Raw genomic sequence first — 12,505 nt, 5'->3', positions numbered from 1 at the left:
CTGCCCTTCTACAGGTCGGCGGGGGCGGCCAGCCGGCCGACCACGGCGGTGGCGGCGGCGACCGGCGGGGACACCAGATGGGTACGCCCGCCCCGGCCCTGGCGGCCCTCGAAGTTTCGGTTGGAGGTCGAGGCCGAGCGCTCACCCGGCTTCAGCGTGTCGGGGTTCATGCCGAGGCACATCGAGCAGCCGGCGAACCGCCACTCGGCGCCCGCGTCGGTGAACACCTGGTCCAGCCCTTCGATCTCGGCCGCCTCCCGGACCGCGGCGGAGCCGGGGACCACGAGCATGCGTACGCCGTCGGCGACCCGGCGACCGCGCAGCACGTCGGCGGCGGCCCGCAGGTCCTCCAGCCGCCCGTTGGTGCAGGAGCCGACGAAGACCACGTCCACGGCGAGGTCACGCAGCGGCGTGCCCGGGGTGAGGTCCATGTATTCCAGCGCCCGGCGGGCGGCGACCCGCTCCGGCTCGGTGAGGAACTCCTCCGGGTCCGGCACGGTCGCGCCCAGCGGCACGCCCTGACCGGGGTTGGTGCCCCAGGTGACGAACGGGGTGATCCGACTCGCGTCCAGCGTGACCTCGGTGTCGAACGTCGCCCCCTCGTCGGTGGGCAGCGTCCGCCAGTGTTCGAGCGCCGCGTCCCAGTCGGCGCCCTGGGGCGCGTTGGGCCGCCCCTTCAGGTACGCGAACGTGGTCTCGTCCGGCGCGATCATGCCGGCCTTGGCGCCCCACTCGATGGACATGTTGGCGATCGTCATCCGCCCCTCCATGGAGAGGTCGCGGATCGCCTCGCCCCGGTACTCGACGATGTGGCCGCGCCCGCCGCCGGTGCCCACCTGCGCGATCAGCGCGAGCACCAGGTCCTTGGCGGTGACGCCGGGCGCCAGCTCGCCGACGACGTTGACCGCCATGGTCTTCGGCCGGGCCTGCGGCAGCGTCTGGGTGGCGAGCACGTGCTCGACCTCGCTGGTGCCGATGCCGAACGCGAGCGCGCCGAACGCGCCGTGGGTGGCGGTGTGCGAGTCGCCGCAGACGATCGTCATGCCCGGCTGGGTGAGACCGAGCTGCGGGCCGATGACGTGCACGATCCCCTGGTTCTCGTCGCCCAGCGGGTGCAGCCGTACGCCGAACTCGGCGCAGTTGCGGCGCAGCGTCTCGATCTGGGTGCGGGAGGTGGGGTCCGCGATCGTGAGCAGGTCGCCGCGTCGGGCGCGGAACGCCGGGTCGTCGTACCCGGTCGGGGTGTTGTGGTCCTCGGTCGCGATCGTCAGGTCGGTCCGGCGGACGCCGCGGCCGGCCAGGCGCAGGCCGTCGAACGCCTGCGGGCTGGTGACCTCGTGCAGCAGGTGCAGGTCGATGAAGAGCAGGTCCGGCTCGCCGTCGGCGGCGCGGACCACGTGTGCGTCCCAGACCTTCTCGGCCAGGGTCCTCGGTTGAGTGACTCCCACCATCTGGACATCCTAAATTCTGGGAGGTAAATTTCGGCTTGTGGGACACAGTATGAGCGGTGTCGGCGTTCTCGACAAGGCGGTGGTCATCCTGGCCGCCTGTGTCGACGGCGCCAGCCTGGCCGAACTCGTTGAACGCACCAAGCTGCCCCGAGCCACCGCACACCGGTTGGCGCAGGCGCTGGAGATCCACCGGATGCTTGTCCGGGACACGCAGGGCCGATGGCGCCCGGGCCCACGCCTGGGCGAGCTGGCCAACGCGGCGCCGGACGTGCTGCTCACCGCGGCCGAGCCCCTGCTCTCCGCGCTGCGCGACGCCACCGGGGAGAGCGCCCAGCTCTACCTGCGCCGCGCCGACGAGCGCATCTGCGTGGCCGCCGCCGAGCGTGCCAGCGGCCTGCGGGACACCGTGCCCGTCGGCTCGGTGCTGCCGATGACGGCGGGTTCGGCGGCGCAGATCCTGCTCGCCTGGGAGCCACCGGAGGCGGTCATGCCGCTGCTCCCCCGGTCCAAGTTCACCGGCCGCACCCTCGCCGAGGTGCGCCGGCGCGGCTGGGCCCAGAGCGTGGCCGAGCGGGAGGCCGGTGTGGCGAGCGTCTCGGCCCCGATCCGGGACCGGACGGGCCGGGTGATCGCCGCGGTCAGCATCTCGGGCCCGATCGAGCGCCTCGGCCGCCGCCCCGGCGAACGCCACGCCATGGCCGTGGTCCGAGCCGGCCAACGCCTCTCCGGCCTCTGACCCACCCACACCCCGCCCCACCCCCGCCCCCCGCCGCGTTGATCATGAAGTTGGCGGCAGTCAGGGAGATCAAAAATGCCGCCAACTTCATGATCAACGCGGCGGGGGGCGGGGCCCCGGGGGGGTGGGGAGAGCGGGGGAGGCGGACGGCCCGCCTCGCGGAGCGAGACGGGCCGTCCGATACGTAGCCCCGACCGGATTCGAACCGGCGCTACCGCCTTGAGAGGGCGGCGTCCTGGGCCACTAGACGACGGGGCCAGGCACTTTTCCTGCTTCACCAACCCTCGCGGGCGGTGCGGCAGTAGTCTAGCGGCACCAGCTTCAGCGCCGCCGTGGGGGGTCACCCCCGGCACCACGGACAAACAGAACAGCCCGCCCCGGAAAACGGGACGGGCTGGCGGTGCTGTAGCCCCGACCGGATTCGAACCGGCGCTACCGCCTTGAGAGGGCGGCGTCCTGGGCCACTAGACGACGGGGCCAGAACTTTCGTGCACTCCGGCAGCGGCAACTGCCAGAATCCAGCGGCCGGGATCCTCACGAACCCGCGGCTGCGCTGGGGTACCAGGACTCGAACCTAGACTAACTGAACCAGAATCAGTCGGGCTGCCAATTACCCCATACCCCATTGGCCCCTTGCGGCGCCGGGAGTGAACTTTACCCTTCCCGTGCCGACAGGCCAAATCCAACCTCCCGAACCGCACCTGAGCTGCGAAAACGGGGCCATCGGACCGGATCAGGCGACCGGAACCACCGGGTTGCTGAGCTCCCCGATCCCCTCGATCCGCACCGTCACCGTATCCCCCTCGGTGAGCGGGCTAACCCCCGCCGGCGTGCCGGTGAGGACCACGTCGCCGGGAAGCAGCGTCATCACGTGAGAGATGTACGACACCAGGCCGGGCACGTCGAAGACCATGTCCTTGGTGCGGCCGAGCTGGCGTACCTCCATCTCCTCCGGGTTGCGACCCACCTCGCAGCGCACCTCCAGGTCACGGACGTCCAACCCGGTGGTGATCCACGGCCCGATCGGGCAGAACGAGTCGAAGCCCTTGGCCCGGGTCCACTGCCCGTCCGAGCGCTGGAGATCCCGCGCGGTCACGTCGTTGGCGCAGGTGTAACCGAAGATGGCCCGCTCGGCGGCGGCCCGGTCGGCGCGGCGCGCGCCGGGAGCGCCGATCACCACGGCGAGCTCCGCCTCGTGCTCGACCTGCTTCGAGAAGATCGGCAACCGGATCGCGTCCCGCGGGCCGATCACCGACGTGGACGGCTTGAGGAAGAGCAGCGGCTCCTTCGGCACCTCGCTGCCGTGCTCGGCGGCGTGCTCGGCATAGTTGCGGCCGACACACACCACCTTGCTGGGCAGGATCGGCGAGAGCAGCCGTACGTCGGAGAGCGCCCAGCGGGCGCCGGAGAACTGGATCTGCCCGAACGGGTGGCCCTCGATCTCGGCGATGGTCAGGCCCTGCGGCCCGGCCTCCATCTCGCCCTCGACGACCCCGAACGACATTCCCTTGGCATGAGCGAAACGAGCGATACGCACCCGGCCAATCTATCCCCGCCCGGCGGGCCTGCCGTCGGACACCGGCGGGTGACGCCCGGCACGATCGGAAAAGGGCGCGAGGGTACGCCGGATCCCGCCGGCCCGGGCGGGAATGGCGGCTTCGTACCCGCCCGGCAGGCCCCGGCCCATAGCTTCGGGACCGGAGGTTCGTTGGTATGCCTGCATCGAGACGACACCACAGGACCCTGGCAGTGCTGGTGAACTGCCTCGGCGTCATCGCCGCCGTGCCGGCGCTGACCCCGGCGGCGCTCCGGGCGACCGCCGCGCCCGTCCCGTCGGCTCCACCACCGGCCGTGGTGGCCGCACCCGCCCGGCCCGCCGCGGCGGCCACCCCGATCCCGACCGGCGTGCCGGCGGTGCCCCCGGCGGTGCCGACCACCGGCCCGGCGCCGGTGCAACCGTCGATGCCGCCGGTGAGCGTGGCCGTCGGCGCGGCCGGCACCCCGGCGCCGGGTTACCGGATCGAGGTCCGCAACGCCGGTACGGGCATGGTCGAGACGATGGTCCGGCAGGAGATGCCGGGCGGCGCCCGGGCAACCACGGTGACCGGCGGCGGGCGGGCCACCGGCACGGGCGGGGTGAGCGGCGGCGGCGCGATCGTCTGGCGACTGCGGCTGCCGGCGCGGAGCACCACCACGCTGCACACCGCGCTGGCGGTGACCGGTCCGGACACCGCGGTCACGGCTCCCGCCTGCGTCTACGGCACCGACGGCACCCGCCCGTACGACTGCGCCACGGCGACCTGGGTGGGCGCGGCCACGGCACCGACCGCGCCACAAGCGGCGGCCCCGGCCTGGCGCCGCCCGCCGGTGCTGCTGGCCGCGCTCACCGCGTTGCTGGTGCTGGCCGGCGGGGCGATCTGGTGGGCGGTCCGGCGACGCCGGCAGCGCACCGGCCCGGCGACGGCCACCGCCGCCACGTCCGGCGCAGGCCCGACCGGCGCAGGCCCGACCGGCCCGACCGACGCGGTCGGTGCCCGGGTGGGCGGTCCGGCCGACCGGGGCACCGTCTACCCGCGCCCGGCGCTTCCCACGCCCGCGTCCCGCCGCCGTCGGCCGCCGGTCTGGGTGGCGGTGGGCCTGGCGGCGGCGGTGCTGGCCGGCGTGGTGGGCGCGGCGGCGTGGAGCGCCACGCAGCGGGTCTCGGCGATGGACACCACCAAACAGCCGACGAGCGGCGCGTGGGTGGGCAGCAGCGTCACCGGGACGATGGGCGTGTCGCTGCGGGAGACCGCGTTCGAGTTCACCGTCTACCGGATGAGCTGCGGCACGGGTGTCGTGCCGACCGCTCCGGGCGGCGGGCGGCCCTGCCTGGCCACGGTCGGCGTGCGCAACGTCACGTCCGAGCAGCAGACGTGGCACGGGCAGTTGCAGCGCGCGTACCTGCCGAGCGGCAACTGGGTGGCCGCCGACGAGGACGCCACCCGGGTCGCGAACCTGGGCCGGGACGTGTTCGCCCAACCGGTGGCCGCCGGCCGGCGGGTGCTGCTGCCGCTCGTGTTCACCGTGCCCGGGACGCAGCCGCCGAAGCAGTTGGAGCTGCGTAGCGGCGTGTTCTCCGCCGGTGTGCGGGTGGACGTGGACTGATCGGGGGCCGGGCGGCGGTGCGTACCCTGGGTTCGTGACCGCCGCCCTCGCCCCCGCCGTGCTCGACGCGGCCGACTGGCGGGCCCGCCGGCGCGACCACGAGCGGCGGGCGGACGCCTGGCTGGCGCCGCACCTGGCCCGCCGCCGCACCGGCGGACGGCACCCGGTGGAGGACTTCCTCTTCACCTACTACTCGCATCGCCCGGCCCAGCTACGCCGCTGGCATCCGGGCGCGGGCGTGACGCTGCGCGACGCCGACCCGGCGGAGTTCGGCCCGGACTACACCGCCGGCGCCGCCGGGCTCACCCTCGACACCGATCGGGTACGCGCACGTCGCGCCGAGTCGATCGGCTGGATCCGTACGCTGCTGGCCGCCACCGCCGGCCGGCCGGCGCAGTTCGGCTGCTTCGGCATGCACGAGTGGGCGATGGTCTACCGGCAGAACCAGGAGCAGGTGCGGCACAACGCCTGGCCGCTGCGGCTGGGTCCGGAGGCGACCGCGGCGGTGGTCGAGGAGCGGGGCGTCCGGTGCAGCCACTTCGACGCGTTCCGCTTCTTCACCGCGCCGGCCCGGCCGCTCAATGTGCTCCAGCCGACCCGGGAGCGCCAGCACGAGTTGGAGCAGCCGGGCTGTCTGCACGCCAATATGGACCTCTACAAGTGGTCGTACAAGCTCTCCCCGCTGGTGCCGTCGGAGCTGGTGGCGGACGCGTTCGCGCTGGCCCGGGAGATCCGGACCCTGGACATGCGGGCGAGCCCCTACGATCTGGCCGACCTGGGCCACCCGCCGGTGCAGGTGGAGACGCCGGAGGGCCGGGCCGAGTACGCCACCGCCCAGCGCGGGTTCGCCGAGCGGGCCGCCGTGTTGCGGGCCCGCCTGCTGGCCGCGCTGGACCGGTCCGATCAGACCTGACGCCCGTCCGACCGACCCCGCCGAGACCGAGCCGACCGACCCCGCCGAGGCGGAGCCGGCCGGACGCGCGCGGTCAGCCGAGGGTGCAGACCGGCGTCGGCGGCGGGTTGGGGACCGCGCCGGTGGCCAGGAAGCCGAACGTCGCCTCGGCGCCCGGGGCGAGCGCGCCGTTGTAGCTCGCGCTGCGGGCGACCACCGCCGCCCCACTCTGCGCCACCTGGGCATTCCATGCCTGGTTGAGCTGCTGGTCGCCGGGGAACGAGAAGCGGACCACCCAGGACGGGATCGCCACCCCGCCGGTGTTGCGGACGGTCACCTCGGCCTGGAAGCCGCCCGGCCACTGCCCCACGGTGCGCCAGGTGGCTGTGCAGCCGCCCATGGTGCGGGTCGGGGACGGGTAGTCGGTCGGGTGCGGTGGGCCGGTCGGGCTCCAGGTCGGTGACGGGGTGAGCGTGGGCGACGGGCTGTCGGTCGGGTTCGGCGGACCGGTGGGCGTCGGGCTCGGCCGGCGCAGCGCGGCGGTCAGCGCCGGATACCACCTGTCGGACATCTTCTGGTCACCGGCGGCGTTGGGGTGCACCCCGTCGTACGTGTCGGTGGCGGTGCTGAAGCCGGTCCACTGGTCCACCACCACGATCGGCGAGGCGGCGGTGGTCTTCCCCGCCGCCCAGCCGTCGATGGCGGCGTTGAGCGCGACGGTCCGCTGCCCGCACTCGGCGCAGCTCGCCGGGTTCATCGGGATGATCTTTGCGACCAGCACGGTGGTGGCCGGGTTGGCGGCCCGCATCTGGTCCACCAACTTCGAGTACGCGGCCAGGATCGTGCTCGGCGCGATGTTGCTCCACACGTCGTTGGTGCCGAGGTGCATCAGCACCACGTCCGGGTGGGTGGCGGCGAGCCAGCCGGGCAGCAGGTTCTGGTTGGCGATGTTCGTCGCCAGGTAGCCGCCGTGGCCCTCGTTGTCGCCGTCGTAGGGCGTGCCGCAGCCCTGCGGGCCGAGCGTGCCGACGAAGTCGACGTCGGTGTAGCCGGTGGACTGGAGGCGGTTCCAGAGCACGGCGCGCCAGCAGCCGGGCGATCCGGTGATGGAGTCGCCGAGCGGCATGACACGGATCGGGGCGACGGCCGCGGCGGCCGGCACGGTGGCGGAGGTGAGGGCGAGGCCGAGGCCGAGGACGGGCAGCAGCGCGGCGAGCGCGGTCAGCGCGGCGCGCAGGCGGTTTCGGGACATGCGGTGGGGACTCCTGTCACGTGACGGATCAACGGTGACGGCCCTGACGCTCCCGTACGCATTGAAGCGCTTCGACGCCCGCGACTCAACCCTCCGGGCGGCCCCGATGTCGGGTCCACTCGGGCGCGAGGATCGACACGGTCAGTCGCCGTCCACCCGGCGGTCACGCTTGCGCTGGGACTGGCGCTTCTTCTCAGCGAGGCGGCGCTCCTTGGCGCCCCGGGACGGTCGGGTCGGCCGGCGTGCCTTCGGCGGCGGGGCGACCGCCTCGCGCAGCAGCGCGGCCATCCGCTCCCGGGCCGCCTCCCGGTTGGCCAGTTGCGCGCGGTGCTCGCTCGCGGCCACCGTCAGCACGCCGTCGACGAGCCGGCCGGCGAGCCGGCCCAGGGCCCGTTCCCGCAGCGCCTCCGGCACGCTCGGCGAGCCGGCCAGGTCGAAGCTCAGCTCCACCCGCGAGTCGGTGGTGTTGACGCCCTGCCCGCCCGGCCCGGAGGACCGGGAGAACCGCTCCCGCAGCTCGGCGGCCGGCACCACGAGCCGGTCGGTCACCCGCAGTCCGTCGTCCACGCCCCGAGGCTAGCGTCCCGGACGGTGACTCGTGGTGGCGGTCGGGGTGGGACTGGCCCGTTCCTCGCCGGAGCCGGACGCCGCGTACGCGGCGGCGCCGACCAGCAGCAGGGCGATCACGGCGGCCTTGACGGCCACGCCCCGGATCGCGGCCCACGCGTTGCGCCGCGCGCCCGGCACGCTGGTCCGGACCGTCTGATAGTCCTTCCAGCCACGCTTGGCGCGGGCGTACGACGCGCCGACTCCGGCGCCGATGACCAGGCCCACCAGCAGGAGGGCCGCGATGACAGCTTGCTCCACCTCCGCCAGTATCCATACTCAGCGTAATATTTCCATGGTCCGATGCTCCCAGGCCGGATATCCGACAGTTCCGGCTTGTCGGCGCAGGTCAGCCGCCCCGGCCGATGATGGTGTCGGCGGTGTGCTGCACCTGGTCGATCGGGATGGCGAAGCCGATGCCGATCGAGCCGGTCCCGTCGATGGTGGCGATGGCGGTGTTCACCCCGACCACCTCACCGCGCGCGTTCACCAGCGGCCCGCCGGAGTTGCCCGGGTTGATGGGGGCGTCGGTCTGCACCGCGGTGTGCCTGCCGTTGCCGATCCGGACCTGCCGGTTGAGCGCGCTGACGATGCCGGCGGTGACCGTGCCGGAGAGCCCCAGCGGGGAACCGACCGCGAGCACCGGCTCACCCACCCGGGTCGCGTTCGCCTTGGCCAGCGGCAGCGGTGGCAGCCCGGCCGACGCGGGCACCTTGAGCACCGCCAGGTCACTGTCCGGCGCCCGGCCCACCACCTCGGCGGTGAACCGCCGCCCGTCCGAGGTCTCCACCGTGACCGGGCCGGAGCCGCCCCGGGCCAGGATGTGGTCGTTGGTGACGATGTGCTGCTCGTTGTCGATGGCGAAGCCGGAACCGGACGCCCCCGCGCCGGACCGTCCCCCGACCGTCACCGAGACCACCCCCGGCACCGTCTTTCCGGCGGCGGTGACCAGCTCGGCCGGCACCGGCGCGGCGGCCGCCGCCGACGGGCCCGGCGCGCCCCGGTCGGCCGCCCAGGTGCCGGCCGCCGCGCCGGAGACGGTGGAGAGCGCCACCACCGCCGCCACGCTGAGCAACCGGCCGCGCCAGCTCGGTCGTCCCGCCGGCCCGCCCGATCCGGGTACGTCGGACCAGCCGCGCCCGTCCGGGCCCAGCTCGGGCGAGACGAACCACGGGCCGCGCGGCTCGCCGAGTCCGGTCTGCACTGCCATGCCTGGCTCCTCAGTTGTCGTGGGTCGTCCGCCCCGGGTGTGCGGTCAGGGCAGTCGGGAGAACCACCGCAGCGATCCGGCGGCGGCGCCCATGGCCAGGACCAGCCCGAAGCCGATGAAGCGGGCTGAGATGTCCTGCCGTTGCGTGCGGTAGCCGACCGAGGTGCCGATGTCCTCGTAGACGTCCTTCAGCTCGCGGCTCGTCGACGCCTCGTGGAAGCCGCCGCCGGTCGCCTCCGCGACCGCCTTGAGCGTCTGCCCGTCCACCGGCACCTGGATCGCCCGGCCACCCCGGTCCACCGATCCGCCGGGCGTGCCGAACGAGATGGTGTGCACCGGGACCTTCGCCGCCACCGCCTGGTCGGCTGCCTCCATCGGGTCCGCCCCGGAGGTGTTCGCGCCGTCCGACAGGATGATGATCCGGGCCGGCGGCGGATTCTTCGCGGCCGAGGCGTCCAGGCTCTTCACCGCGCCCAGCGAGGTGCTGATCGCCTCGCCGATGGCGGTGCCCTGCACGCCGGTGATCCCCTCGGCGAGCCGCTCGATCCCCTCGTGCAGGGCCTCGCGGTCGGTGCTCGGCGGCACCAGCACCGCGGCGCTGCCGGCGAACGCCACCAGGCCCACGTTGAACTCGTCCGGCAACCCGTCGACGAACTTCCGGCCGGCTTCCTTGGCGGCGGTCAGCCGGTCCGGGTCCACGTCGCTCGCGAGCATCGAGGTGGAGACGTCCACCGCGACCATCACGGTGGCCCGTTCCCGGGGCACCCGCACCTCCGCTTCGGGCCGGGCGAATCCGACCACGAGCAGCGCCAGCATGGCCAGGAAGAGTCCCGCCGGGACGTGCCGCCGCCACGCCGGCCGGCGCGGCGCCACCCGGTCCAGCAGGCGCAGGTTGGTGAAGCGGACCGCGTACCGGCTCTGCCGGCGCTGGAGCACCAGGTAGCCGGCGACGAGCGCGGCGACCGCGAGCAGCAGCCAGAGGCGGGCGGGCGACTGCCAGCTCACGCGGCACCTCCACGGGCGGCGGCCGGCACGGTGGCCAGCCGGCGCTGCTCGTGCACGTGCCGGACGACGTCCGCGCACCAGTCCCGGTCGGTGCGCAGCGCCAGGTGGGTCGCGCCGGCCCGCCGCAGGGTACGGCGCACCTGTTCGCGCTGGGCGGCGGCGGCCCGCGCGTACCGCTCGCGCAGCGCCGGGTCACCGGTCCACACCTCGCGGTGGCGCCCGCTCTCCGGGTCGACCAGGGTGATCAGCCCCACGTCGGGCAGCTCCAGCTCGCGCGGGTCGGTCACCTCCACGGCGAGCACCTGGTGCCGCGCTCCCAGCCGGCGCAACGCGACCGCCCAGGGCGGCGCCGCGTCCGGGTCGTCGGGCAGCTCGTCGAGGAAGTCGGAGACGACCACCACCAGCCCCCGCCGGGTGGCCACCCGCTGGAGCCCGGCCAGGCCGTCGGCCAGGCCCGGGGCCGCGGTCCCGCCACGGTCGCCGGCCCGGCCCGTTGCGCCCGGCTCCGGCCGATCGCCGGTACGCGGGGCGCCGAGCAACGCGCGGAGCAGGCCGAGCAGATGGGTACGCCCGCTGCGGGCCGGGAACCGGCGCAGCCCGTCCGGGGTGAGCACCTGGGCGCCGAGCCGGTTGCCCACTCCGGCGGTGAGGAAGCCGACGCAGGCCACCGCCGCCACCGCCAGTTCCCGCTTGTCCAGGGTGGACGTGCCGTACTCCATGCTCGGGCTGGCGTCGACGAGCAGCCAGGTGGTCAGCTCCCGGTCGGCGTCGACCTCCCGCACGTGCGGGACCGTGGTCCGGGCGGTGACCGCCCAGTCCATCCGGCGTACCTCGTCCTCGCCGGGGCGGTATTCGCGGCTGCCCGCCGCCTCGCTGCCGGGCCCGGGCAGCAGGCCCCGGTAGCGGCCGTGCAGCAGGCCGTCGAGCCGCCGGGTCACCGTCAGCTCCAACCGGCGCAGCCGCTCGTCGGGGGCGAGGTCGGCGAGCCGCGGATCGGCGCCGCCGAGGTCGTCGCGGCGGGTGCCGGCCCAACCGGGAACAGCTCCGGCGTACGCGGCCGGATCGGGTCGGGTGGACGCGACCGAGCCGGGCCGGGCGGGCGCGACCGGATCGGGCCGGGCGGGCGTGGGGACGGCCCGGCGGGTCATGCCGCCGCCAGGTCCGGCGTCGACGCCGCAGGCCCCGTCACCAGCCGGGGCGGGGGCACGGCCTCGACCAGGCGGCGCACCACCTCCTCGCCGGAGACGCCGTCGGCCACCGCGTCGAAGGAGAGCACCAGCCGATGGGCCAGCACGTCCACCGCCAGTTCCCGGATGTCCTCCGGCAGCACGTAGTCCCGTCCGCGGATCAGCGCCTGCGCGCGGGCGGCGGCCACCAGGCCGAGCGTGGCCCGGGGACTGGCCCCGTACGCCAGCAGCGGCGCGACGTCGGGCAGGCCGAAGCGTCCCGGGTCGCGGGTGGCGAGGATGAGGCGGACCACGTATTCGGCGAGCGCGTGGTGGACGAAGACGTCGGCGGCGCGGCGTTGGAGTTCGCGCAGCCGGGCCGGGTCGAGCACCGGCCGCGCGGTGGGGCGCTCGGCGCTCATCCGGTAGAGGATGGCCAGTTCGTCGGCGTCGCTCGGGTAGTCGACCACGACCTTCATCAGGAACCTGTCGCGTTGCGCCTCGGGTAGCTGGTAGACGCCCTCCGACTCGATCGGGTTCTGGGTGGCCAGCACCAGGAACGGGTCGGGCACGGGCCAGCTCCGCCCGGCGATGGAGACCTGCCGTTCGGCCATCGCCTCCAGCAGCGCCGACTGCACCTTGGCCGGGGCCCGGTTGATCTCGTCGGCGAGCACCAGGTTCGCCATGATCGGCCCCAGCTCCACGTCGAACGCCTCGGTGGACGCCCGGTAGATCCGGGTGCCGACGATGTCCGACGGGACCAGGTCGGGGGTGAACTGGATCCGGGAGAACGTGCCGCCGACGACTGTGGCGAGCGTCTGCGCGGCAAGCGTCTTGGCCACCCCCGGTACGCCCTCCAGCAGACAGTGGCCGTCGGCGATCAGGGCGGTGAGCAGGCGGTCGACGAGTCGATCCTGCCCGACGATCACGCGTTTGACCTCGAAGAGGGTCTGGTCCAGCTCGACGCCGCTCGCGTCCGCATCGACCGGGCTGGGCACGCTGGCCAGGGTGTCCGAGATGTCCGTCACGGTGCTTGCTTCCCG

The 12,505-nt window shown here is 74.3% G+C and carries 12 protein-coding genes and 3 tRNA genes; 3 read left to right on the top strand and 12 right to left on the bottom strand.

The genetic code is table 11. The features are described from left to right. Positions 1–8: 8 nt before the first annotated feature. Positions 9–1,451: a 3-isopropylmalate dehydratase large subunit gene (leuC, locus tag O7613_RS01885; protein WP_281584508.1), complete on the bottom strand. Its 1,443-nt coding sequence runs from the start codon at positions 1,449–1,451 to the stop codon at positions 9–11. Positions 1,452–1,500: 49 nt separating this feature from the next. Here leuC and O7613_RS01880 point away from each other — a divergent pair, with 49 nt between their 5' ends. Further along, positions 1,501–2,187, top strand: coding sequence for an IclR family transcriptional regulator (locus tag O7613_RS01880; RefSeq protein ID WP_281584509.1), 687 nt, complete (start codon positions 1,501–1,503; stop codon positions 2,185–2,187). Between the two features lie 185 nt (positions 2,188–2,372). Here O7613_RS01880 and O7613_RS01875 read toward each other — a convergent pair. The 4 genes from O7613_RS01875 to O7613_RS01860 all read right to left on the bottom strand — a co-directional run bounded on the left by O7613_RS01875 (position 2,373) and on the right by O7613_RS01860 (position 3,724). Then, positions 2,373–2,445, bottom strand: a tRNA-Glu gene (locus tag O7613_RS01875). A gap of 148 nt (positions 2,446–2,593) precedes the next feature. Then, positions 2,594–2,666 (bottom strand) — tRNA-Glu (locus tag O7613_RS01870). Between the two features lie 74 nt (positions 2,667–2,740). Beyond that, positions 2,741–2,812 (bottom strand) — tRNA-Gln (locus O7613_RS01865). 108 nt (positions 2,813–2,920) lie between these two features. After that, complete coding sequence (locus tag O7613_RS01860) at positions 2,921–3,724, bottom strand: fumarylacetoacetate hydrolase family protein (protein WP_281584510.1); 804 nt, start codon at positions 3,722–3,724, stop codon at positions 2,921–2,923. Positions 3,725–3,900: 176 nt separating this feature from the next. On the opposite strand from O7613_RS01860, the gene O7613_RS01855 reads away from it, so the two are divergent. Both O7613_RS01855 and O7613_RS01850 read left to right on the top strand, forming a co-directional pair. Continuing rightward, positions 3,901–5,331, top strand: coding sequence for a hypothetical protein (locus O7613_RS01855; RefSeq protein ID WP_282291714.1), 1,431 nt, complete (start codon positions 3,901–3,903; stop codon positions 5,329–5,331). A gap of 34 nt (positions 5,332–5,365) precedes the next feature. Further along, complete coding sequence (locus O7613_RS01850) at positions 5,366–6,244, top strand: 3-methyladenine DNA glycosylase (protein WP_282291713.1); 879 nt, start codon at positions 5,366–5,368, stop codon at positions 6,242–6,244. 73 nt (positions 6,245–6,317) lie between these two features. Here O7613_RS01850 and O7613_RS01845 read toward each other — a convergent pair whose 3' ends face one another. From O7613_RS01845 to O7613_RS01815, 7 genes are all read right to left on the bottom strand, one after another. After that, entirely contained in the window at positions 6,318–7,475 is a 1,158-nt protein-coding gene (locus O7613_RS01845; RefSeq protein WP_282291712.1) for a cellulose binding domain-containing protein, read from the bottom strand. A gap of 141 nt (positions 7,476–7,616) precedes the next feature. After that, positions 7,617–8,042: an alternative ribosome rescue aminoacyl-tRNA hydrolase ArfB gene (gene arfB / locus O7613_RS01840; protein ID WP_281584514.1), complete on the bottom strand. Its 426-nt coding sequence runs from the start codon at positions 8,040–8,042 to the stop codon at positions 7,617–7,619. Positions 8,043–8,051: 9 nt separating this feature from the next. Then, a complete protein-coding gene (locus O7613_RS01835; protein WP_281584515.1) occupies positions 8,052–8,342 on the bottom strand; it encodes a hypothetical protein in 291 nt (96 codons plus the stop codon). A gap of 88 nt (positions 8,343–8,430) precedes the next feature. Then, positions 8,431–9,291: a trypsin-like peptidase domain-containing protein gene (locus O7613_RS01830; protein ID WP_281584516.1), complete on the bottom strand. Its 861-nt coding sequence runs from the start codon at positions 9,289–9,291 to the stop codon at positions 8,431–8,433. 45 nt (positions 9,292–9,336) lie between these two features. After that, a complete protein-coding gene (locus tag O7613_RS01825) occupies positions 9,337–10,296 on the bottom strand; it encodes a VWA domain-containing protein (protein ID WP_281584517.1) in 960 nt (319 codons plus the stop codon). Then, positions 10,293–11,444: a DUF58 domain-containing protein gene (locus O7613_RS01820; protein WP_282291710.1), complete on the bottom strand. Its 1,152-nt coding sequence runs from the start codon at positions 11,442–11,444 to the stop codon at positions 10,293–10,295. Before O7613_RS01820 ends, O7613_RS01825 begins: the two co-directional genes overlap by 4 nt. Further along, positions 11,441–12,490, bottom strand: coding sequence for a MoxR family ATPase (locus O7613_RS01815; protein ID WP_282291707.1), 1,050 nt, complete (start codon positions 12,488–12,490; stop codon positions 11,441–11,443). Before O7613_RS01815 ends, O7613_RS01820 begins: the two co-directional genes overlap by 4 nt. Positions 12,491–12,505: the final 15 nt, after the last annotated feature.

The organism is Micromonospora sp. WMMD975 (assembly GCF_029581215.1).
Classification (GTDB): domain Bacteria; phylum Actinomycetota; class Actinomycetes; order Mycobacteriales; family Micromonosporaceae; genus Micromonospora.
The sequence above is the reverse complement of the archived record's forward strand: the minus strand, read 5'-3'. Positions and strand labels throughout refer to the sequence as shown.